Below are 23,895 nucleotides of genomic sequence, written 5' to 3' on the forward strand. Positions count from 1 at the left end.
TAGTATATATAAAATCAGAAGTTATGGAAATATATAATTGATTTGCTGACTAGCTTGATTTAGCAGGAACTATTCTAGTGTTATTGCCTGACATATATACTTTTACTAGATCTCCTACTTTAAGGTTGTTATTATCTTCTTGTAATATTGCAAAAGTTTTTCCATTATCTAGTTTTATAGTGAACTGATATCCTGTTGATGAGGTGATAGCTTTTTCTGTTGCACCGCCTGCAATACCACCAACTATTGCACCACCTATGGATCCAGCGATGCTTGTAAATATGTTACCACTACCAGCAAGAGCTCCTCCAAGGCCTCCTGCTAGTCCTCCAACTCTAGCACCAGCATTATCAGAGCCTTTTATATTTACTTTTTGGATGTCTAGAATTTTACCCTGCTCAACTTGAGATACTTGACCTACAGAGTTTGCGGAATAACTTGGGTCAGTACTTGAGCAGCTCGTTAAAAGTAGACTAAATAAAAATATACCTAAATAGAAGGTTTTTTTCATGGTTATTCCTTATTTTGAAAGTTTGTTAGCAATCTCAGAGACTCTTTTGCCTAAGGTTTTACATATTTTTATCTCATCTTCTGACATCGTTTTATTAGGTGAGAAAGTGTTTAAATGTGAAGCTCCATAAGGAGTGCCACCAGTACGTGTATGCTCAAGAGCTTGTTCACTATATGGCACGCCAACAATTAAACAGCCATGGTGCATAAAAGGGATCATCATTGAAAGTAATGTACTTTCATGACCTGCATGCATTCCAGAAGCCGCGGTAAAAAAACCAACAGGTTTTCCAATAAGGCTACCTTTAAACCACAGATCACTATTTATTTCTAAAAAGTATTTAAGAGGTGATGCCATATTACCAAAATATGCAGGACTACCAACTATAAGTCCATCACAGTTAGCTAAATCCTCTTTTGTAGCATATAAGTCGCCATCCTCTGGAATTATTGGGTCTACTTTTTCGGTTTTTGCAGAGATATTTGGTATGGTACGTATAGTTGCTGTAGCTCCTGCGGCTTCAACACCTAGAGCTATTGTATGAGCCATTTTCTTTGTACTTCCACCTTGGCTGTAGTATAGTATTAGTATGTTTTTCATGTTGTTTATTCTATGTTTAGTATTCGATTGTGTAAAAAATATTTAATCATTTTCCAAAACTATTGGCTTTGGGTATTTAAGGAATATTTCCGTAAAGAGTGCCCCACAGTGGCAGCATCTATAACATTAGCTAGTTTGTTTGCTATCGTACCAGCTTTTTTCATTATAATAAATATTTTGAATGCTTTTAATGCATTTAGTTCTCTTTCTGATAATATTCAGAACTTCTTATTTGATAATATGCTACCAGCAACTGCGACAACTGTTCAGCAATATATTACATCTCTATCTGATAAGATGACTAGTTTGCCTGTAACTTCAGTTATAGTTTTATTAGTGGTTATATTTTTGATGATTAAGAGGCTAGAGATTACACTAAATAAGATATTTTATGTAAATAAGCAACGACCTATGGTGCAAAGCTTGCTAGTTTATTGGGCATTGATGACAATGGGACCGTTACTAATGGGTTTTGTTTTTATATCAACTACTTATGTTCTTTCAATGACATGGTTTTTTAAGGGTGTTGGTATTGAGCAATATTTATTAAACTTCTTATCGCTTATTTTCTTAACTGGTGGTTTTTTTGTAGTTTATAAGATTCTACCTAATACAAAGATTAACTCTAGGGTTGCGTTATTTGCAGCATTTTTAGTAGCTATAGTTTTCTCAATAGCTAAGAAAGTTTTTTCATTGTATATGTTTTATGTGCCAACATACTCAGTTATTTATGGTTCACTTTCGTTAATTCCAATATTTATTCTTTGGGTTTATATTACTTGGCATATAACATTGCTAGGTGCGGTTATGATTAGGGCTATGCAATATATGAAGATCACTCTAGATTTTAAGAAAGAAGTAAAAAGAGATGATTTGAGTATAAGTGTTAATATTCTTAAGGATCTGCACATTGTTCAGCGAGAGCTTAAAAATGGCATGAGTATTTCTGATATTTATAAAAGTGCTGCAGTTGCTGATTATGATAAAGTTAAGCAGATTTTATATGATTTAGAAAAAGCAAATATTATTAGAATAACAGCTCAAGATGTTTGCTACCTAAACTGTGATGTTTTTAATTTAAGTTTACATAAAGTATATTTAGCATTTAATCCAACAATTAACTTTAAAACTAGTTCAATTAGAAAGATTAATACGATAAAATCAGACCTGTATAAAGATCTCGATATAAAATTGTATGAATGTTTCTAAAAAGGTTAATGAACTATGTTATTTAAAATTCTCGACTACTCAGCACTTATAATAAATGTTTTATATACAATATACCTAGCAAGATTAAAAGTGTGGTCTTGGTCTTTGGGTATCATTGGGGCAGTGCTATTACTTTTCTTATTTGCGATGAAAGGTACTTACTCGTTAGTGTTATTACAAGTTGTGTATGTGATATTTTTTAGCTATGGCTGGTATAAGTGGAGCACACAAGGCGTAGATAGTAATGATGTTATAAAATGGATGAAAGCTTCCGATTATCTTAGGTATATACTTTACACAATCGCGCTATGTGTATTTTGTATAGCTTTTAATTATTTTACAGGCTCTGAAGATATTGTATCAACGGGCTTACTGACAGGTATTACATTTACTGCGATTATTATGACTATAGAGAAGTTTATGGAAAACTGGGTGATCTGGATAATTTCTGATTTATATTTTATTTTTGTGATGTATCAGCAACAGTTATATGGTCAAGTTTTACAAAACTTTATTTTCCTTCTTACAGCTATTTATGGATTCTACTTTTGGTATAAAAATACAAAAGCCATCGCGGAAGCTGCATAATGATTGTCAAAGTCGCATTAGCTGTTCCTCCAGCGTATGTGCTTGATTATAGTACTGATAAGAATGATGTTAGATTATTTGATCGAGTACTAGTTAATGTTGGTAAGCGTCAATTAATAGGCTTTATAATTGCAAAAAATATTGAAGTTGATTATGGAGTTGAAAAGGTTAAGCCAATAGTCAAATTTATAGATAGTCCTATAAGTGTCGATATACAAAAACTAATAATTTGGATTTCTAAATATTATTGTTGTGATCTATATAATGCAATACGCTTAGCTTTACCAAATGATTTTTTTAAAAGTGAGGTTATCAAACCTCAACAAGATACATATGTTTACATTGATTCTAAAAATCTAGATAGTCATAAATTGACACCTAAACAACAAGAGCTAATTAATACCTTTAAACAAACTGACTTTATCAAATATGAGGATTTAAAACAATTAGGCTCTACCTATGTTATTAATAAGCTTTTTGAAAAGGATATCCTTAAAAAGTTATATAAGTTAAAAGAATCTTCTAAAAACATAAAGCATGACAAACCTAAAGATTTATCTGAAGAACAAAATAGTGTATTAAGCAGTATATTATCAGATTCAGGCTTTAATGTATTTTTACTTTATGGGGTTACAGGTAGTGGAAAAACAGAGATTTATCTACAAACTATAGACAAATATTTAGCGGATTCAAAGCAAGTGCTTGTAATGGTTCCTGAGATAAATCTGACTCCACAGACAATAAAACGTTTTGAAAGTAGATTTCCTAATAAAAATATCGTTGCACTACATTCTAAATTAAGTGAAAAGGCAAGGCTCACAAATTGGTTAAAGATTAAACAAGGTGAGGCAGATATTGTTATCTCAACAAGAAGCGGAGTGCTAGCTGATTTTAGAGATTTAGGCATCGTTATCATTGATGAAGAGCATGATAGTTCTTTTAAACAACAAACGAGTACTATTAGATATAATGCTCGTGATATTGCTATATTTAGAGCTAGTCAGTTAGGTATTCCTGTAATCTTAGGAAGTGCAACGCCATCAATACAAAGTTACTACAATAGTTTAACTGGTAAGTATAAGCTGCTTAAGTTACGAAATAGAGCATTAAATAATTATAAAACACCAATTCAACTTCTCGATCTAAAATCAAGTATAGTTGATAATGGTATTAGTAATACACTCTTTAACCTATTAGAGCAAAATATCACGGCTCATCAACAGTCTTTGGTTTTTATAAATAAGTTAGGTTTTGCTAAGGCACTGGTCTGTAATAGCTGTGGTGAGGCTGTAGAGTGTGATAGATGTGATAAACCATATACTTTACATACTCATCCATATCAATACTTAGAATGTCATTTCTGTGGCTCGCGTAAACCCTTAGTCACGGTATGTACAAACTGTGGTGAGCAAGATCTGTTTACTTATGGAACTGGTACTGAAAAAGTTCAATCACGTTTAGAAGCTAAATTCCCATATAATAAAATTGTTCGTTTTGATCGCTCAAATATAAAAACTATTAGTGATCTTCACAATATTAATCAGATGATTAATGATAATATGGTTGATATCATTGTTGGTACTCAGATGATTGCTAAAGGTCATCACTTTGAGAATATAACTCTAGTAGGTTTAATAAATATAGATGCTGGGTTATATAGTACTGATTTTCATGCAATAGAGAAAACAGCACAAATGATAATTCAAGTATCAGGCAGAGCAGGTAGGGCAGATAAACCTGGTGTAGTGTTGCTACAAACATATCAACCTGAGAATAAGCTTTTAGATTTATTAGTAAATAAGGACTATTTAGAGTTTCTTGATTATCTTTTAGAGCAAAGGAAATATGCGAGCTATCCTCCTTATACATACCAAGCTCAAATAATAGCAGAGTCTAGAAAAGAGCAAGAAATTTTGAGTTTGCTAAGTGATATATATTCAAGGTTAAAGAACTGTGAGAATGTGCAGGTATCTAAACCTCTACCAGCACTACATTTAAAAAAGAATAATGTTTATCGCTATAGTCTGCTACTTACATCAAAAAAACGTGCTGAAATAAACCTACTAATAAAGTGGGTGAATCAAAATATATGTTGTAATATCAAGAATACGATTAAGATTTATTTTGATATAGATCCTATTGAGTTGGGCTAAATTATTTGTACTTATTACAAAAGTAGTCTAGGAAAAAATACCAAGATGAATATACGCAACATAGAATAATAGGGTACATAGGTTTTAGCTTGATCAAAATAATAGCGTGATTCAGGATTATAAATCCACAGTATATGGACATATATCCCTCATTAATTTACTTTGCTATGTGTAGCTTATAGTTTAAAAGTATTCTCAGTATAATAAGTCTCAAATAATAGCTTTATCTAAGAGTTTTGTTAGAAAATCCAGAAAGGAAAAGAGTCATATGGGCATAGTATATGTTTATCTTTATATTATTAGTTTTATTGCTTCACAAATTTTAGTTTATAAAATAGGGCAAGAGTATAATGCTTTTTTTGTATTATTTTTTAACTGTACGATTGCTATTATATTTTTCAATCTTATTGAAGTTTGTAAGGGGAAGTTGATTGAGAATTTTCGCTTAGTACTTGGAGTGAGGAAGAAAGAGTTTATATTAGTTTCAACATATGTATCGTTGATGTGGGTTTTTAGCTATCTTGCTACAGTAGAGTCATCTGCCCGATTTAGTATAACAATTGACTTTCTTGCCGCTTTTGCTTATGTAAATATTATGTCTCGAAAACTTTCTTTATTAAATTTGATAGGATCATGCTTAACCTTTATTACAATTGTTCTTTGTGTTGTTTTTATGCTAGAGCGCTCTATTATTGGAGTCATTAGTGGTATTTTAACAGGAGTTTTTACTGGGTTGTATCGTATCTCAGCTTTTAATTTTTCTAATAAGTATAACTTTTCTAGTACTGCAATACTTTCTGTGAGACTTTTCTTTTTGTGGATTGTTTCACTTGTACTGTGGTTAGTTTTTAGTGATCATATTGTTGCAACTATTATCTCAATAAGCTCTTTCAAAGTTATTATAACATTTGTTATCATGGCAGCATTAGGTATGATTCTACCAACGCTATTTAGCCAGTTAGCGTTATGTAAGCTTAAACCGTATTTATATTCTCGTTTTGTTACAACGATGCCTGTGATCGTTCTTATTTTACAGGGAGTAGTGATGGGAGATTGGAGTATTCCAGCTTTTATTATTTGTCTAATAGCAACTATTATCTTAAATTTAGAGTCTCTATTAAGTAGGAAGTAGTTTAAATGTATATATGTTCAAATTTATTTTAGATAGAAATAGTGGCTAACTATGAGTTAGTATATGCTCTAAAGATCTTTGGATTATCCTTTAGCCATTGATTAAATTGACTAGCTAGTTTTTTACCATCAGCCGTCTTATTAAACATGAAAGCTTTGAAAGAGCTACTTTTATCTATTTGTACAGGTATTTGGCATACTTGTGGGTTAATAGAGTGTTGATATTTTATTTCAGAATTATCTGTGAGCATTATATCTGGATGTATATTTCCAATACCATTAGTTATAGATCTTACAGCTTCTTTATTATCACTTATTATTAGAAGGTTTGCTTTTTTGAGCTTTTGTAATGCAAATATTTCATTATTGCCACCTCTATTTTCGATGACTAAAGTTTTAGGGTTATCTATATCTTTAAAGTTTTTATATTTACTTAGGTTCTTGCATGCAGTCATTGCTGCTTTTCTAGATGCTTCTAAAGGAGTTGAGAATAAGAAATCTTTTTTACGTTGAGCAGTTATTGTCACTCCACCTACGAAAACCTCAAACTTATTAGACTTAAGATCATTAGAGGCTGTTTTCCAAGTTGTCTTAACAAATTTGACTTTTTGTCCTTCAGATTTTGCGAACTCTTTTATAAGCTGTATATCTTTGCCATTAAATGAGTTAGTAGTTTTATCATAGTTAGAGAAGGGCGCGTAATCACCAGTAGTACCAACTACAATATCACCATATCCAGAGATAAATAAAAATACACTAAGAGTAAATGTATAGAAAAGCTTTCTCATAATAACTTACATTTGAAAGTGATTGTTTAAAAGATTCTATACTAATAGAGAGATGAAAAAAATATTAGACGGTAAAATTTATGATTAGTCTTCTCTTTTATCCATTTTACCAGCAACGAAGCAGCCTATGCCAACTGCCACAAATGCAGAAACTATCCATACTAAATAAAACATAATAAATCTCCTTTTTTATTAGTACATCTCATGCGAGTTAGCTTTTATTTCTTCAGCAGATGTTCTACGACCATTTGCCCACATTTTCTTATATACAAAGAAAGTATAGCTAAATACTATCGGAAGTATTATAACTGCAGCTATAAGAATACCTATTAATGAAGTTTGACTACTACTAGCATTAAATATAGTTAAGCTATATTTGTAATCACCAACATTAGATACCATAACGAATGGGAATAGTGCAAAACCAACAGTTAATACAGCTCCAAGTAAAGAAGCTAAACTTGCTAAGAATGCTGAACCATCTTTATCTTTATTGTTAAACACAATAACAAGAATAGCACCAACAAAAGCTAAAACAGGTGCAAACCACATCCACATATGAGCATGGTTAAAGTTATAGTACCATGAGTAGTTTGTTGTTATTGTACCTGCTGTGTAAGCATGGTTTAAAGCATCTGAAGCATATGTAAAGCCAGGGTTTGTAGCATATTGATAACCAGGTATAAATGCTATCCAAATCGCAGCAACGATTAGTAGCACTATGTATATGATAGCAGTAACGTTACTGATTTTCTTAAATCTATCTCTCAGTACACCCTCTGTTCTAAGTTTTCCATAAGTAGAACCGTGCATTAATGCCATATTTAGAGCAAATACTCCAAATAGTAAAGCAAACGGAGTTAATAGGTTTAGTAATGTAATCCACATAGATTGATACTGACCATTTGTTACAGTACCGTAAACTAGTCTAGCTGTATCATCATACGAGATTGGGAAACCAAGGTATAAGTTACCAACAGCAACACCCATAACAACTATAGGAATGATACTACCTAAAACAAGCATCCAATCCCAGAAGTTTCTCCATTTGTCGCTATCTATTTTCTTTCTATACTCAAAAGCAGGTGGTCTTAAGAAAAGGCCCCATAGTACAGTTAATATCGCGATATAAAGACCTGAGAAGCTTGTAGCATAAACTTGTGGCCAAATAGCAAAAAGCGCACCACCAGCAGTAATAAACCAAACTTGAGAGCCATCCCAAGTAGGTCCTACAGTGTTTATAATAGCTCTTTTTTCATAGTTATCCTTACCAACAAATTTAGCAAGAATACCTATACCAAAGTCAAAACCAACTGTTGCAGCTACTAGGAATATAAGAACTCCAACAACTAGCCAAGAGATAACTTGTAAAACATCTAATAACATTTATCTCTCCTTATTTATCTTCGTTATTTTGTTCAAAATGATATTTACCAGAGCCTAGTGAGCTAGGACCTAGTTTTGCATATTTGAACATTAAGAATAGTAATACTGCAAATAGAGAAGTATCTATTAGCAAGAATATCAGCATAGAAGTACCAATATCAGCAGCTGTTAAAGCTGATGAGCTTAGGCTAGTTGGAAGCTGATCATAAACAGTCCATGGTTGACGGCCATGCTCAGTTACAAACCATCCACATAAACATGCGATGAATGGTAATGGAATTGACCAAGTCATTACTCTTAGGACAAATTTACTAAACTTAGTGTTACCAAGAGAGTTTTTCGCTAGTAATACTAGACCAACAAACATTAGAAGTAATAATAAGAAACCAATTCCTACCATTATTCTAAATGTCCAGAAGATGCTAGATACATCTGGAACCATATTTGTAGCAACTTGTTTTACTACTTCTGGGTTGTTAGCTAGTTTAGCAATTGTTGCTGAGTCAGCTTTACCGTATTTCTCTTGAGCAACTTGAACAAGTAGTTTACCAAAGCCCATATATCTTTGATATTCAGGGTTATTGTAATTTGCATAACTACTATCAGGAGTATCGCCTTTATGACCTGATTCTCTCCATTTTAGAAGATCAGCATAAGCAAGACCACCGTCTCTAATCATTACAGTTGCAGCAGGAACTTTCTCATATTTTTGAGGATTAGCTGCAGCTACAGCAGGAGAAACATCAGCAGTTTCACCCGTTTTAATGTTTCTATAATAAGCTAGATTAGGATCTCTCTTACCATTTACCATTTCTCCGTATAGGATCGCTTTAACACCAGGAACCTGAGCAGTTGTAGTGTGTGTTGCTATTAGACCAAGAGCCATAGGAATTTCTATATTGTAGTTGTTCTTTTGCTCTTCTTGATCAGGGAATCCTATAGCATTAAATGGAGCTGGAGTCGGAGAAGTATCCCACTCAGCTTCAATAGCAGCCATTTTTAATGGTTGTACTTTCCAAGCATCTTGCCCGTTAGCATCGCCGAAGAATATAGCCATAATACATGCAACTATACCAAACCCTAAACCAACAGCTAAAGATCTCTTAGCAAATGCAGTATCACGTCCTTTAAGTAGGTAGTATGCACTAATACCTATAACAAAAGTTGCACCAGTTGTGTATCCAGCTGTAATTACGTGGCCAAAGTTTGACTGAGCAGTAGAGTTTAAGAATACATCTAGTAAGCTAACTGTTTCCATTCTCATAGTTGAAGCTACGAACTCAGAACCTACTGGATGTTGCATATAACCATTTGCAACAAGAATCAGTAGTGCTGAGAAGCTTGAACCGATTGCTAAACAGAATGTTGAAAGTAAATGTTGTTTCTTTGAAAGCTTATCCCAACCAAAGAAAAATAAACCAGCGAAAGTTGACTCAAGCATAAATGCAGCCATACCTTCAATAGCTAGAGGAGTACCAAAAATATCACCTACTGATTGTGAGTAGTATGACCAGTTGGTACCAAATTCAAATTCCATGGTTAGACCAGTGATAATCCCTAGAGCGAAGTTTATTCCAAGTAATTTACCCCAAAACTTCACCATATCTTTATAAACTTCTTTACCTGTTCTTATATACATTAGTTCCATTGTGAATAAAATCCACGTTAGACCTAAAGTTAAAGGAACAAATAAGAAGTGAAATGATGCTGTTAGACCAAACTGCAATCTTGCTAAGTCAACAGACATGAGCGTTGGTAACATAATGTTGCTTCTCCTTATGATATTCGAGTAACGAAAGGTTATTTTCTTTTAAAAATAGAATGTTGGAAAGAAAAATTTGCTTGCAATTTGAGTAGTCACTTTTTCTCACCTTTAACTATACACATGAATTGTAACATATAAATTGCTTAAATCAAAAATTAAATATAGCCTGAAAGTATTGAAAATAAAGGATTTCGCTATACCAAAATGGTATAGTTTAGCACTTGTGATATAGGTGATATCTAGGGTTGCTTTTGAGGGTGTTTATTTGATTAGATTTATTTTTTGAATAAATAATTTTTCATCAAATAATTTTTTATCAATTTTTATATATATAGCATTCTCCTCTAGACATATTACAGACTCGTAAAGTCCTTTTTCTGCTGCTATGATTTTTGCTAATTTTTCTGCTAGTTCAGATGTTATTTTGTCTAGTTTGTAGACTTTTGTATTTAGGTAGGTAGGCTCAGCCATTATTAAGGTGACCAAAAACCATAAAAAAGCTAAAATCGTACAGAATGCGAGGACTCCTGTGATATTGAATCTATGAAAAATGATCCCTCCTAAGACTCCTCCGATGAATATGCCAAAAAATTGACAGCTAGAGAAAATACCCATTGCTGTTCCTTTGCTGCCAACAGGAGCAATCTTTGAAACCCATGATGGTAGGCATGATTCTAAAAATGTAAATGCAGCAAAAAATAGAGTGAGAATTAAGCTTAATACTACAGTATGTTGATAGCCTATAATCAAAAGACCTAAGCAGGCACTTAAAAGTAAAACAGCAATGATAAAAAACTTTCTCATTTTATGCTGTGTTTCAGCAATCATAACAAATGGGAACATTATACTGAAAGATATAATCAGTACAGGCAGGTATATAAGCCATTGATAGTCAGCGGATATTTGTAAGATGTTAGTTAAAATTGGAGGGATTACTATAAACAAAGCTGTAAGTGTTGCATGTAGTGTAAATATGCCATAGTTAAGTTTTAATAATTCTTTATGAGTTATTATGTCTTTGATAAGTGTTAAAACAGGTTTTGCTTCGTGGTGAAAGCTAGGTGTTTTTGGCGTTGGGATTTTTGTTAAAATAAATATGCTAATAACACCACAAACTGCAGTTAACCAAAAAATACCTGATAGTCCAATAATGCTATTTAGTATAGAGCTGATCATCATGGCTATTAAAAATGAAAAGCCAATAGACATTCCTATTAGTGACATTGCCTTAAGGCGATTTTCTTCTTTTGTGGAGTCTGCAACTAATGCTGTTAGTGTACTTCCTATGGCTCCAGCACCTTGTATCGCACGACCAATAATTATCCCATAAATACTAGTTGAGCATGCTGCAATAATACTACCAATAATAAAAAATACTAAGCCAACTAGTATAATAGGTTTACGTCCAAATTTGTCTGATAAAATACTTAGTACAATTTGTAGCATAGCTTGGCTTAAGCCATATATTCCAAGAGCTAAACCTATTAGAAAAGGTGTCGCATATTGTAGATTATTAATATATAAACTAAATATTGGGAAAATAATAAACAGTCCAATCATTCTAAATCCATATATTAGAGAGATATTTATAGTAGTTCGTAATTCTTTGTTATACATGTGAAATTATTTATCGTAATAAAAATATTGATGAGTATAGCGAATATGTCTCTGTATTCAAACACTAAAAATTTTATTAATTAATGAATTTTTTTTCGTATTTATGTAATATGGAGGTATCTACTCTGTAGAAAAATATGTTTAGTGATTAAACACGATTTATATGTAACTGTAATTTATAAGGGAATGTATTAATGAACTGGAAAAAATACTTACTAATATTTACAAGTATAGTAGGAATGCTGTCTTTATCTGGTTGTAAGGGCGGTATTTGGAATCCAATGGGTGTTATCACATCGCAAGAGAAACATTTGCTAATATTTGCGACTGTTCTTATGCTTTTTGTGGTTATTCCAGTTATTATTTTGACACTATGGTTTGCTTGGAAATATAGAGATGGTGCTAACTCTGAGTATAAACCAACTTGGAGTCATAGTAATAAGCTAGAGATAATCTGTTGGGGTGTGCCATTTGTAATAATTTTGATATTGTCAATTGTTACATGGAAAACAACACACACACTTAGTCCTTACAAACCACTAGAATCAGATAAAAAGCCAATAGAAATAGATGTAGTTGCTCTAAATTGGAAATGGATGTTTATATATCCTGAGTATGATATAGCTACAGTTAACTATATACAGATACCTAAAGATCGCCCAGTTAACTTCAAAATAACTTCAGCGGCTCCAATGAACTCTTTCTTCATACCTGAGTTAGCAGGGCAGATATACGCAATGACAGGTATGACAACACAATTACATGTAATAGCTAAGCATGAAGGCAAATTTAGAGGATTCTCTGCAAACTATACAGGTATAGGTTTTGCTGAAATGCAGTTCTATGCCAAAGTGACTGATCAAGCTGACTTTAACAAATGGGTTAAAGAGGTTAAAGATGGTAAGCACCAATCATTGACATGGAATTATTTCTGGAAGGATCTTGTAAAAGACTCTATAAATAACCCAGTGGCATACTATTCTCATGTTGATAAGAATTTATTTAACCATATTGTTATGTCATATATGATGCCTAACTATAAGCCAGAGAATATGGCTAATGCGATGCCTATGCATCATGGTCATGCAATGCGTAGTGAAAATGGTATGCATCATCATTAGTATGTAATTAGTAAAATAGTAGTAGTTTATAAATAGGAGAAAAATATGCTAGAAGCATTAATTGGGAAACTAAGTAATCCTCATTTAGTATTTCCATACCTATATGAACCAGTAAGCCAGCAGTTAATTATACTTGTGATGTTTATTGGTGTTGTATTTGCAGGTGTGGTGCTATTAGGCGGGATTACTTATTTTAAAAAGTGGGGTTACTTATGGAGAGAATGGTTTACAACTGTTGATCATAAGAAAATAGGTACAATGTATACCATTGTGGCACTAGTCATGATGTTTCGTGGTTTTGTTGATGCTGCAATGATGAGAACGCAACAAGCGTTAGCCTCAGGTGATAGTACAGGTTACCTAATTCCTGAGCATTTTGATCAGATCTTCACAGCTCATGGTGTGATAATGATCTTTTTTGTAGCTATGCCTTTAGTTTTTGCATTAATGAACTGGGTTATTCCTCTTCAAATTGGTGCTAGAGATGTAGCCTTCCCTTATATGAACTCATTGAGTTTTTGGCTATTTGTAGTAGGGGCTATGCTAATAAATGTTTCTCTACTAGTAGGAGATTTTGCGCATGCTGGATGGCTTGCGTATCCACCTTTCTCTGAGATGACCTATAGTCCGACCGTCGGAACCGATTATTATATATGGGGTCTACAGATATCAGGTATTGGTTCACTAATGACTGGTATTAACTTCTTTGTAACAATTATTAAAATGCGTTGTAAAGGCATGACTTTAATGAAAATGCCTATATTTACATGGGCATCTTTCTGTTCGGTTGTTTTAGTAATAGCAGCATTCCCTGTATTAACAGTAACTTTAACGTTACTAACGTTAGATAGATATTTTGGTACGCACTTCTTTACAGTTTCAGGTGGTGGTGACCAAATGATGTATGTAAACCTTATTTGGATATGGGGACATCCTGAGGTTTATATTCTTGTATTACCTATGTTTGGAGTATTTTCTGAAGTTGCGGCTACTTTCTCTAAAAAGCCGTTATTTGGATATACAACGATGGTTTGGGCTAGTATAGCTATTACTATATTATCATTTACAGTATGGCTTCACCATTTCTTCACAATGGGAGCTAGTGCAAACGTTAATGCTTTCTTTGGAATTATGACAATGATTATTGCAATTCCAACTGGGGTTAAGATCTTTAACTGGTTATTTACAATGTATAAAGGTCGTATAACATTTGCAACACCTATGATGTGGCTTGTTGGTTTCATGATAGTTTTCTCAGTAGGTGGGATGACAGGTGTATTATTATCAGTACCAGGTGTTGACTTCCAAATGCATAATAGTGTCTTTTTGATTGCTCACTTCCACAACGTTATTATTGGTGGTGTTGTATTTGGCGCATTCGCTGGTCTTACTTTCTGGTTCCCGAAAGTATTTGGCTTTAAGCTAAATGAGCGTTTAGGAAAGTATGCATTTTGGTGTTGGTTAGTAGGTTTCTTTGTTGCATTTATGCCTTTATATATATTAGGTATGATGGGTATGACAAGAAGACTATATCATTACTCAGCATCAACAGGTTATCAACCATTACTAATTGTTGCATGGGTTGGTGCAATGATTATTGGTTTAGGTATTTTATTCCAGGTTTTACAAATTCTTGTAAGTATCAAGGATAGAGAAAAGAATCGTGTTGGTTCTGATGCTTGGGGTTATGGACGTACTCTAGAGTGGGGTATTCCATCACCGGTACCTTTTTATAACTTCTCACATGATCCAGTCGTCGAAGAGCGAGATGCTTATTGGGATCATAAAGAAAAAGGTTTAGGGGTTGATAATAAGCCACTTACTGCTGATAAAAAATACGAAGATATTCATATGCCAAGAAATACTTCTGTAGGGGTTATTATTGGAGCATTTAGTTTTGTATTTGGTTTTGCTGCAGTGTGGCACATCTGGTGGTTAGCAGCTGTAGGCGTTGTAGGTATGATAGGTACAGTTCTGTATAGATCATTTGATTATGATATCGATTACTACGTAAAAGCTGATGAAGTTAAAGATGTTGAAAATAAATATAATCAACAAGGAGAGTTACGCGTATGAGTACAGTAACTGCAGATAATCATCACCACGAGCATCATTTTGATGGCTCTAAGAGTGTATTTGGTTTTTGGATTTATATAATGAGTGACTGTGTGCTTTTTGCAACACTATTTGCGGTGTTTGCAGTTTTTCATGAGCATACTTTCGGTGGGGTAGCTTCGCACGAGATTTTTAATCTACCATTTGTGTTTGTTGAAACTATGCTTTTATTAGTAAGTAGTTTCACATTTGGCTTAGCAATGCTTAATCGCAACTCTGATAATATTAATACTGTTATAAAATTCTTATGGATAACTTTCTTTTTAGGTTTAGGCTTTATCTGTATGGAAGTTTATGAGTTTTATGAGTTAGTATTAGAAGGTCATACTTGGTCATCAAGTGCATTCTTGTCATCATTCTTTGTGCTTGTTGGAACTCATGGGTTGCATGTGACAATGGGACTTTTATGGATTGTGAGTATGATATTTCAGCTTAAAAAGTATGGTATGAATCCTATGGCTAAAACAAAGCTGACTTATCTTGGTTTGTTTTGGCATTTCTTAGATATTGTATGGATATTTGTATTCTCAATAGTTTACTTATTAGGAGCAGTATAATATGGCTAAAGAACATTTATATGATCAAGATACTGGCGCAGCATACGGTACTTATAAGAGTTATATAATGGGTTTTGTACTCTCGATAATAACTACAACAATAGCTTTTGTGCTAGTTGGCTTTAGTTTGTTACCACCTGTTGCATTGTGTATTGCCGTAGCAGCCTTAGCTATTGCACAGCTTTTTATTCAGTTAGTATATTTTCTTCATTTAAACACAGATTCTAAGGCTCGTTGGAATTTGGTAAGTGCTATATTTGCAGCTATTATTGTAGTGATAGTAGTTGCAGGTACTATGTGGATCATGTTTGATTTATACGACATGATGATGTGATTCATTTTAACCAGCTTTCTTTTTTATTATGTCATTAAAAAAATACTTTCAACTAGCTAAGCCAGGTATTATCTTTGGCAATCTTATCACTCTTACTGGAGGCTTTCTGCTAGCAACACATAGAGAAATTGGCTTTGAGCATTTAGCATTATTTTTTTATGTAATGATAGGTGTTGCCTTAATGATTGCAGCAGGCTGTGTCTTTAATAATATTTATGATAAAGATATTGATAGTACTATGGCACGTACAAAGAAACGTCCTTTAGTTACTGGAGATATTTCAGTTATACAAGCAACTATTTATGGTTCAATACTGTTGATACTTAGCTGTGCAGTTTTATACTATCTTGTTAATCTCTTGACTCTATGGATTATTATAATTGGTTTTATTGTATATGTAGGCGTCTATACAGTATCTAAACGTATAACTATCCATGCTACTGTCTTAGGAGGTATTTCAGGAGCTATTCCTCCTGTGGCTGGTTATACTGCGGTTGTTAATCATTTAGACTATAATGCTTTAGCTTTGTTTCTTATTTTATTTTTTTGGCAGATACCACATTCATTTGCTATAGCTATGTTATATATGGATGATTATAAAAAAGTATCTCTGCCAATGTTGCCTTTAGTCAAAGGTGTAGATTATACTAAAAAAATTATGTTGGTATACTTGGTGCTGTTTGTATTATCGTGCAGCTTGCCGATGTTGTTAGGAACTGCAGATTTACTATCTTTTATTTGTTGTATGCTTATATCTTTATATTGGTTATATAAGTCAATTAAGTCTTATATTGATGATGAGGATAGAGTTTTCGCAAAAACAGTTTTTAAGTTTTCTATTATAGTGATTACAGTAATTTGTTTAACTTTTGGGTAAAACAGGATATAGAAATTAGTTAGAATTGTTTACATCATAAACATATGCTTATCTAAGCAATAGATATTATCGTTGAGCCTTCGACTATTCAAATATATTTATACTCTAAATTTAGAAATAAGAATTTCTTATAGTCTTGGTTTATAATAAGTTATGAGCTTGACTATTCTCTCAAAATGATATTAGTGTCACTAGGAGATATTTTAAATGAGAATAAGATTTTATGGATTTAAATTAGTAATATTGGTTTTATTTTGCATATCATCATCTTTTGCTATGGATCACTCAAAGAATAAGATTCCTGATACTGGGCAGTCTAACTGCTATAATAATACTGGCATAATTATTTGCCCTAAGAAGGGAATGAGTTTTTTTGGACAGGATGCTCAATATATAATCAATCCGCCAGCGTTTCGAGATAATAATGACGGTACTATTACGGATTTAAATACTGGTCTTATGTGGACTAAAGAGGTCAATACAAAAAAATTAACTTATGATCAGGCTATAAAAAGTACTAATAATATAAAAGCAGGTGGCTATACGGACTGGCGTATACCAACTATTAAAGAGCTTTATTCCATAATTGATTATAATGGATATGGGGGGACTCCATCTCATAATGATAATAATGCTATTTTACACAGACCTAATAATGTTTATCCACCTAGGGGAGATAGAAAAAGATTCTTAGAACCTCATCAAAGAGGTGAATTATTTAATTCAAGAAGAGGCGATTCAACAAATAATTTTAATGGTAATATGAATGGTCATAGAGATATGTATGATATTCCATCCAATGCAATACCTTTTATTAATACCCGTTATTTTGATTTTGAATATGGTAATAAAGCTGATGGCGATAGATATATGGACGCACAGTGGGTTAGTAGTACAAAATATGTAAATACTACTATGAATGGTAATCAAACATTTTTTGGTGTTAACTTTGCAGATGGTCGTATTAAAGGATACCCATATCATACTAATTTGCTTAAAGGCGAGAAAAAATATTATGTTAGGTATGTTAGAGGACCAAAATCTTATGGAGCTAATAAGTTTGTTGATAATAATGATGGTACTATCACAGATAATTCTACAGGTTTGATGTGGAGCAAAAAAGATAGCGATAAAGGAATGAATTGGCAAGATGCTTTATTGTATTGTCAAAACTTATCAACAGCTAAGTATAACGATTGGAGATTACCTAATGCAAAAGAATTGCAATATATAGTTGATTATTCAAGATCTCCAGATACCACTAATTCACCTGCTATAGATCCAATATTCATGACTACGCAAATTGCTAATGAGGGCGGGCAAAAAGATTATCCATATTTTTGGACTTCAACTACACATCTTGATGGTATAGATCCTGGTAGTAATGCGATATATGTTTCATTTGGTAGAGCTTTAGGGAAAATGCATGGCAAAATAATGGATGTCCATGGAGCTGGTTCTGTACGTAGTGATCCTAAAGTAAAAACTTCGAAGATATGGCATGGTCCACAAGGAGATGCTATAAGAAGCTTAAACTATGTAAGATGTGTTAGAGGAGGCGATGTGTCACTACGATCTTCATAGTTTTTTTATGTGAAAAAAGTTAATCACCAACACCGAAGTCGGTGTTATCTACAAGTATCTCAAACTGAGGATCATTAAAGAGATCTTTATATTCTGTTAAAAACCATTTCTTTAGGCTTTCATCAGCTTTTATATGAGTAGTATTATTAACGTACAAATTAAGAGTAGTATGCTTAAAGTAATCTTTTGCTATTTGAATATCATTTTTGATGATTTCTTTGGTCTGACCTTGGACACCTATTAACAGACAAACAGAGTCAAACAACTTACTTAGTTGCTCGGGAGAGTCGTGGTGAAAACCTTTATTTAAGAGTGTTTCTCTAAAGTTATAATCAAAACTCTCAAGCCCTGTTTTTATAAAGATCTCAGTTTCAAAGATATCTTTGATCTTATGAAGGTGATCTTTATACATCCAATGAGCTTCAACAAAAAGTAGTTTGATATTCTTCTCTTTTATAATTTCTTTAATACGATTTTTTGTTTGTAGAGGTAGCTCAAAAACATTTCCAGAGTTTATAATTTCTAATATACCAAACTCTCCGGTGACATTTTTGAGCACTTCAAAGTTGATGCTGTTTATTTCATCAATATTTTTAGAGTTATCTAAAATATAATCACAAAATGTACACTTACCATAAGCACATGGGCGACTTTTTAAAAGAACGATTTCGCGTTTGTATTTATGTACGTCAGTGACTTTATTGTAGCGTTGCATTATTTGATATACTCCTGAGCTTGAACTAGAGCAAGCTCATCAGTATCTAATTCATGAGTTACTCTGAAAATACCATCTAAGCATTCTGTAACTGCGTGTAGCGTATCTTCGAGGTTTTTTCCTTTTAATAGGTAGCTAAGAAACATCGCTGCAGTGATATCTCCAGAACCACTAACTTTAGCTTGAACCTTGTATTTAGGAGACTCTAAATGGGAGAAGCTACCATTATTATATATAGCTATACCTGTTTTTGAGCTACTAAAAGATACACTAGTCACTATGATTATTAACTTATTATTCTTTGTGATCTTAATTAATTTTTCACATGCTTTTGAGATATCTTCATAATCCTTGATCTTAGTATTACTAAGTATGCTTAACTCAAATAGATTTGGTGTAATAATATCTGCTAAAGGTAGTAAGTACTCTAAAAAAATATTAGGATGATCTTTAGAAGCAAAAATATGCCCATCTTCTTGATCATCATATTTATCACCAAAAACAGGGTCGCAACAGTATAAACTATTTGGATTTTCTTCTTTAAGTTCTAGAACTGTGTTAGCAATAACTTTTGCAACTTCAAGATCACCAATATATCCAGATAAGATAGCATCTTGCTTAGCTAAGAAATTATTAGCTATCATTCCATCTATAACATTTTGAATATCGTTAGCGTTAAAAAAAGAACCCTTAAAAAAATCGTACTGAGTATGATTTGATAGTTGGACTGTATATATAGGAGATACATCTACTCCAAGTTTTTGCATAGGAAATACAGCTGCTTTGTTTCCTGCGTAACCATATGCAACATGAGACTGTATAGAAAGTACACGTGGTGTTTTAAAAGACATTAAACTATAGGCCTAGATTTGTTCTTATATTAGCAAGTAAGTCAACAGATGCTTGTTTATCGCCAAGCTTACCAATTTTGATATATATATTAATTATATTGTTATTAGCTTTAACTATTCTAACATCAAAATTATCAATTCCTGATTTGTTAAAGTAGTTCTTGTCTGTTGCAAATGTTCCTGATACATCAGCAGACTTATCATTTATAGAACTATTGGTAATATTATAGATTTTACTATTGTTTAAAGCTAATTTAGTAGCATCGTAAACGCTACTTACACTAGTGTTATCTATCTGAGCTGAGAAAGTACCATTTACAAACCTTACAATAGAATCTCCAGTATTATTTAGATCATTAGATAAACTAGAGTTGTTTGAGCAGCTTGCAAGAGCAGAAATAGCTAATATACCAACTGCTAAAAGTTTAATTTTTTTCATTTTTCCTTACTCCTTTATAGTTAGCTGATAAGAATTTTATAACAGTATTTGTTTTTTGTAAATTAGCTATATGATGTTTAAACCCTTGAAAAAGTAGTAATAGCCCCTATACTGTCTAATCAAGTGATTTAAGATTTTAGGAGGACATAGATGTCTGTTTATAGTGAGTTTGGAGAATTATTAGAGTTTTTGAATAATCGTGTGGTGGGTCAAGAAAACCTAAATAAACGCTTACTTATAGCATTATTAGCAGGTGGGCATCTACTTGTAGAAGGTGCTCCAGGTTTAGCAAAAACTACAGCAATTAAGACATTATCAGAAAGTATAGATTGCTCGTATCATAGAGTGCAGTTTACTCCAGATCTTTTACCTGCAGACTTAACAGGTACAGAAATCTATGTGCCCCAGCAGCAGACATTCGAGTTTCAATCAGGACCTTTATTTCATAATTTACTTTTAGCTGATGAGATAAACAGAGCTCCAGCAAAAGTCCAATCAGCACTACTTGAGGCAATGGGTGAAAAGCAAATAACAGTAGGTAAGCAAACCTATCCGTTATCTGATTTATTTATGGTAATGGCAACACAAAATCCTATTGAGCAAGAAGGTACTTATCCTCTACCAGAGGCTCAGCTAGATAGATTTATGATGTTTGTTAAGATTGAATATCCTGATCCTGCAACTGAGGCAAAGATTTTAGCTATAAGTAGAGGTGAAGCATTAGGGCATAAGTTAAAGCATCCGAATATTCATCAAGAGACTATTTTTAGAGCGCAACAAGAAGTTCTTAATATAAAAGTTTCTGAAGCAGTTGAGCAGTATATTATTCAATTGATATTAGCTACTAGAGATCCTTCAAAATATAACCAAAACATCAAGAAGTGGATTGCATTTGGATCTAGCCCAAGAGGAACTATAGCATTAGATAGAGCTGCAAGAGCACATGCTTGGCTTATAGGTCATGACTATGTTTCTCCAAGTGATATTCATGAGGTTGTTTATGAGGTGCTACGCCATAGAATACTTTTGACTTTTGAGGCAGAAGTTGATGGAGTAACAACAGATGATGTTATTACTGAGTTATTAAAAGTTGTACCAATACCATAAGAATATATGGTCTTAGAATCTAGGGTAAGTTGCAATACTTGTGTATGAGAAGTGATCAGTAAAGAGAAACTATGAAAAATTACAAAGGAATAAAACCTGATGTTAATGAGCTTTTAAGCTATCGTTACCAAACTAAAGCTCTAAAACTTTTTGCAAGTCAAAGAGTCAATAGTGTAAATGCTGGTAATAGTCTTTCTAAAGCGAAGGGTCGAGGTATGGACTTTGATGAGGTCAGACATTATCAAGCAGGTGATGATATTCGTCTTATGCATTGGGCACTTACAGCACGCTTAGGAAAGCCTTATACAAAAGTGTATCACGAAGAAAGAGAGAGAAGTTTATACTTCGTTCTAGATCAAACTAAGAGTATGCATTTTGGCACTAGAGAGTGTTTTAAAAGTGTAAAAGCTACAAATATTCTTGCACTGATAGGTTTTGGAGCATTAGAGGCTCATGAAAAGGTTGGTGGAATTATTTTTGATGATCATGGTTACAACTTTTATCCTGCAAAACAAGACAAGTCAGCCTTAGTCAAAATGTTTAACTTTGTTGCAAATGATGAGAAAAAGTATCAATTAGCTTCTGGTAAAAAACTTGCTGAGGCTTTGAGGTTTCTTTATGCCAAGATCCGAAGCAGTAGTATAGTCGTTGTGATAAGCGATTTTAGTAGCTTTGATGAAGAAGCGAACAGATACCTTAAATTGTTAAATAATAAAAACTCAGTGATTAATGTATTTAGTTATGATCCTATAGAAAAAGATCTTCCTGGGCTAGATACTTACTATTTTAGTGATGGTAAGCAAAGAGTTGTATTAGATTCTGCAAGCAAGAGACAAAATCAGGTCTATAAGAATATTTATAAAACTAGACATGATGCTATAGAAGAATTTTCACGTAAAAATAAGACGGGTTTTATAGAAGTTGCTACGAATGATAATTTGATCAGAACAATAAATTATGGGGTAGCGAATTATGCAAAATAATAATCTTTTAGCACAATTAAAAGATATTTATTTACCTGATAGAATTTCTCAGTGGTGGCCATTAGCATATGGTTGGTGGATAGTTTTAGGTATTATTATTCTAATAATTATCTTGAGCTTTATTATTTTACGCTTCAAGAAAAAGAAAAAACAATATAAGGATTCTATAATTAATGAGTTTAGGCATGAAGTAGAGGATGTCTATAAGAATAATCCAACTCATGTGTTAGAGAGCATCTCTGTATATCTAAAAAGAGTGGCAATGCAGAAATTCCCAAATGAGAATATAAAAACCTTATATGGTGAAAAATGGCTTGAGTTTCTTGATTCAAAAATAGATGATGAGAGCTTTGAAACTACTAAAGCAAGACTACTAGGGAACACCTATAAACCAGTTGAGTTAGATAGATCAACTTTCGGTGAGATAATGGCAGTAGCTGAGAAATGGTTGAGGAGTGTTATATGATAAATATTGAATACCCTTGGTTTTTTATCTTAGTAATTTTGCCATTGGTTGTATACTGGATTATTCCAAGAGCTAAAAATAATCAACAATCAGCATTAAAAACACCATTTTTTGATCAATTACAGTCTCAATTAGGCTCTCATAGTGCGCATGATTTCTCAAAAGCCAATTATTTTAAATATATTCTAGCAGCTATTTGGATACTTCTAATTGTTTCAGGGTCAGGAATTCAATGGTTAGGTAAGCCAATGAGTATGCCTCAAAGTGGTAGAGCATTAATGATGGCTATAGACTTATCTGGAAGTATGGCAATAGAGGATATGAAAAAGCCTAATGGGAAAATGGAATCAAGATTTGACCTTGTTATGCGTGTAGCAAACCAGTTCTTAGATACTCGAAAAGGTGATCGTGTTGGCTTAGTACTTTTTGGGACGCGAGCATATCTACAGACACCGTTAACTTTTGATATTCCGACCGTTAAAAAAATGCTTGATGATTCTAGTATTGCATTAGCTGGACCAAATACCGCTATAGGTGATGCGCTTGGCTTATCTATTAAAAAATTAGAGTCATATCCAAATGATTCAAAGGCTATTATATTACTTACAGATGGAGATAATACTTCAGGACTATTACAACCATTACAAGCAGCTGAAATTGCTAAACAATATGGTATAAAAATTTATACGATAGCTCTTGGAGGTGGCCAGATGCTTGTACAAACAGCATTCGGTAAACAACTAGTAAATACTTCGGAAGATTTAGCTACAGAGACATTACAGAAAATAGCTAAAATGACCGGAGGACAATATTTTAGAGCTCAAAATAGTAGTGATTTGAAAAATATATATAAAGACATAGATAAGCTTGAACCAATCAAATCTGATAAAACAATAGTTAGACCAGTTACATATCTTTATCCTTGGAGTTTAGGTCTAGCATTGATTTTAAGCTTTGTAGTTGCAGGTGTTTGGCTAAAACGTAGAGGAGGGCATTAA

Annotated in this window: 24 protein-coding genes; 14 read left to right on the forward strand and 10 right to left on the reverse strand. The window is 32.9% G+C overall.

What is annotated here, in order from left to right; genetic code table 11:
* Positions 1-49: 49 nt before the first annotated feature.
* Together FIP56_RS00880 and wrbA are read right to left on the reverse strand one after the other, a co-directional pair.
* On the reverse strand, positions 50-511 hold the full coding sequence (locus FIP56_RS00880; RefSeq protein WP_192577124.1) for a hypothetical protein: 462 nt from the start codon (positions 509-511) through the stop codon (positions 50-52).
* Between the two features lie 9 nt (positions 512-520).
* Positions 521-1,111 carry an NAD(P)H:quinone oxidoreductase gene (gene wrbA, locus FIP56_RS00885; protein ID WP_192577125.1) on the reverse strand — a complete coding sequence of 197 codons (591 nt, stop codon included), beginning with the start codon at positions 1,109-1,111 and terminating at the stop codon, positions 521-523.
* A 12-nt stretch (positions 1,112-1,123) separates the two neighbouring features.
* Here wrbA and FIP56_RS00890 point away from each other — a divergent pair, with 12 nt between their 5' ends.
* From FIP56_RS00890 to FIP56_RS00905, 4 genes are all read left to right on the forward strand, one after another.
* A complete protein-coding gene (locus FIP56_RS00890; protein WP_192577126.1) occupies positions 1,124-2,320 on the forward strand; it encodes a YhjD/YihY/BrkB family envelope integrity protein in 1,197 nt (398 codons plus the stop codon).
* Positions 2,321-2,335: 15 nt separating this feature from the next.
* Positions 2,336-2,908 carry a nicotinamide riboside transporter PnuC gene (pnuC, locus tag FIP56_RS00895; protein WP_192577127.1) on the forward strand — a complete coding sequence of 191 codons (573 nt, stop codon included), beginning with the start codon at positions 2,336-2,338 and terminating at the stop codon, positions 2,906-2,908.
* On the forward strand, positions 2,908-5,061 hold the full coding sequence (gene priA, locus FIP56_RS00900; protein WP_192577128.1) for a primosomal protein N': 2,154 nt from the start codon (positions 2,908-2,910) through the stop codon (positions 5,059-5,061). The genes pnuC and priA overlap by 1 nt, the downstream gene beginning before the upstream one ends.
* A gap of 268 nt (positions 5,062-5,329) precedes the next feature.
* A complete protein-coding gene (locus tag FIP56_RS00905; protein ID WP_192577129.1) occupies positions 5,330-6,193 on the forward strand; it encodes a hypothetical protein in 864 nt (287 codons plus the stop codon).
* A gap of 49 nt (positions 6,194-6,242) precedes the next feature.
* Here the strand turns inward: FIP56_RS00905 and FIP56_RS00910 are convergent, their stop codons facing one another.
* From FIP56_RS00910 to FIP56_RS00930, 5 genes are all read right to left on the reverse strand, one after another.
* Positions 6,243-6,980 carry a transporter substrate-binding domain-containing protein gene (locus tag FIP56_RS00910; protein ID WP_192577130.1) on the reverse strand — a complete coding sequence of 246 codons (738 nt, stop codon included), beginning with the start codon at positions 6,978-6,980 and terminating at the stop codon, positions 6,243-6,245.
* Between the two features lie 84 nt (positions 6,981-7,064).
* A complete protein-coding gene (locus FIP56_RS00915; protein WP_192577131.1) occupies positions 7,065-7,154 on the reverse strand; it encodes a cytochrome bd oxidase small subunit, CydX/CbdX family in 90 nt (29 codons plus the stop codon).
* An 18-nt stretch (positions 7,155-7,172) separates the two neighbouring features.
* Complete coding sequence (gene cydB / locus FIP56_RS00920; RefSeq protein WP_192577132.1) at positions 7,173-8,366, reverse strand: cytochrome d ubiquinol oxidase subunit II; 1,194 nt, start codon at positions 8,364-8,366, stop codon at positions 7,173-7,175.
* 10 nt (positions 8,367-8,376) lie between these two features.
* Positions 8,377-10,128 carry a cytochrome ubiquinol oxidase subunit I gene (locus tag FIP56_RS00925; RefSeq protein ID WP_192577133.1) on the reverse strand — a complete coding sequence of 584 codons (1,752 nt, stop codon included), beginning with the start codon at positions 10,126-10,128 and terminating at the stop codon, positions 8,377-8,379.
* Positions 10,129-10,392: 264 nt separating this feature from the next.
* Entirely contained in the window at positions 10,393-11,748 is a 1,356-nt protein-coding gene (locus FIP56_RS00930; protein WP_192577134.1) for an MFS transporter, read from the reverse strand.
* Between the two features lie 194 nt (positions 11,749-11,942).
* Between FIP56_RS00930 and cyoA the strand changes: the two genes are divergently transcribed.
* The 6 genes from cyoA (at position 11,943) to FIP56_RS00960 (ending at position 18,336) form a co-directional block, all read left to right on the forward strand.
* Complete coding sequence (cyoA, locus tag FIP56_RS00935) at positions 11,943-12,869, forward strand: ubiquinol oxidase subunit II (RefSeq protein ID WP_192577135.1); 927 nt, start codon at positions 11,943-11,945, stop codon at positions 12,867-12,869.
* 45 nt (positions 12,870-12,914) lie between these two features.
* On the forward strand, positions 12,915-14,945 hold the full coding sequence (cyoB, locus tag FIP56_RS00940; RefSeq protein WP_192577136.1) for a cytochrome o ubiquinol oxidase subunit I: 2,031 nt from the start codon (positions 12,915-12,917) through the stop codon (positions 14,943-14,945).
* Positions 14,942-15,541 (forward strand): cytochrome o ubiquinol oxidase subunit III, encoded by a 600-nt coding sequence (gene cyoC, locus FIP56_RS00945; protein ID WP_192577137.1) that lies wholly within the window; start codon positions 14,942-14,944, stop codon positions 15,539-15,541. Before cyoB ends, cyoC begins: the two co-directional genes overlap by 4 nt.
* Position 15,542: 1 nt before the next feature.
* Positions 15,543-15,875 (forward strand): cytochrome o ubiquinol oxidase subunit IV, encoded by a 333-nt coding sequence (gene cyoD / locus FIP56_RS00950; RefSeq protein WP_192577138.1) that lies wholly within the window; start codon positions 15,543-15,545, stop codon positions 15,873-15,875.
* A 28-nt stretch (positions 15,876-15,903) separates the two neighbouring features.
* Positions 15,904-16,752 carry a heme o synthase gene (cyoE, locus tag FIP56_RS00955; protein WP_192577139.1) on the forward strand — a complete coding sequence of 283 codons (849 nt, stop codon included), beginning with the start codon at positions 15,904-15,906 and terminating at the stop codon, positions 16,750-16,752.
* Positions 16,753-16,959: 207 nt separating this feature from the next.
* Positions 16,960-18,336, forward strand: coding sequence for a DUF1566 domain-containing protein (locus FIP56_RS00960; RefSeq protein WP_192577140.1), 1,377 nt, complete (start codon positions 16,960-16,962; stop codon positions 18,334-18,336).
* A gap of 19 nt (positions 18,337-18,355) precedes the next feature.
* Here FIP56_RS00960 and FIP56_RS00965 read toward each other — a convergent pair whose 3' ends face one another.
* Genes FIP56_RS00965 through FIP56_RS00975 form a run of 3 tightly spaced genes read right to left on the reverse strand, consistent with a single transcriptional unit; the run spans position 18,356 to position 20,341 of the window.
* Positions 18,356-19,051: a radical SAM protein gene (locus tag FIP56_RS00965; protein WP_192577141.1), complete on the reverse strand. Its 696-nt coding sequence runs from the start codon at positions 19,049-19,051 to the stop codon at positions 18,356-18,358.
* The gene (pdxY, locus tag FIP56_RS00970; RefSeq protein ID WP_192577142.1) at positions 19,051-19,902 is read right to left on the reverse strand and encodes a pyridoxal kinase; all 852 of its coding nucleotides are present in this window, start codon (positions 19,900-19,902) and stop codon (positions 19,051-19,053) included. The genes FIP56_RS00965 and pdxY overlap by 1 nt, the downstream gene beginning before the upstream one ends.
* Before the next feature lie 4 nt (positions 19,903-19,906).
* The gene (locus FIP56_RS00975; protein ID WP_192577143.1) at positions 19,907-20,341 is read right to left on the reverse strand and encodes a DUF3568 family protein; all 435 of its coding nucleotides are present in this window, start codon (positions 20,339-20,341) and stop codon (positions 19,907-19,909) included.
* Positions 20,342-20,491: 150 nt separating this feature from the next.
* Between FIP56_RS00975 and FIP56_RS00980 the strand changes: the two genes are divergently transcribed.
* The 4 genes from FIP56_RS00980 (at position 20,492) to FIP56_RS00995 (ending at position 23,895) form a co-directional block, all read left to right on the forward strand.
* Positions 20,492-21,448, forward strand: coding sequence for a MoxR family ATPase (locus FIP56_RS00980; protein WP_150467670.1), 957 nt, complete (start codon positions 20,492-20,494; stop codon positions 21,446-21,448).
* Between the two features lie 71 nt (positions 21,449-21,519).
* Positions 21,520-22,431 (forward strand): DUF58 domain-containing protein, encoded by a 912-nt coding sequence (locus FIP56_RS00985; protein ID WP_192577144.1) that lies wholly within the window; start codon positions 21,520-21,522, stop codon positions 22,429-22,431.
* A complete protein-coding gene (locus tag FIP56_RS00990) occupies positions 22,421-22,897 on the forward strand; it encodes a DUF4381 domain-containing protein (protein WP_192577145.1) in 477 nt (158 codons plus the stop codon). Before FIP56_RS00985 ends, FIP56_RS00990 begins: the two co-directional genes overlap by 11 nt.
* Positions 22,894-23,895 carry a VWA domain-containing protein gene (locus FIP56_RS00995; protein ID WP_192577146.1) on the forward strand — a complete coding sequence of 334 codons (1,002 nt, stop codon included), beginning with the start codon at positions 22,894-22,896 and terminating at the stop codon, positions 23,893-23,895. Before FIP56_RS00990 ends, FIP56_RS00995 begins: the two co-directional genes overlap by 4 nt.

The organism is Francisella sp. LA112445, from assembly GCF_012224145.1.
In the GTDB taxonomy this organism is placed as follows: domain Bacteria; phylum Pseudomonadota; class Gammaproteobacteria; order Francisellales; family Francisellaceae; genus Francisella.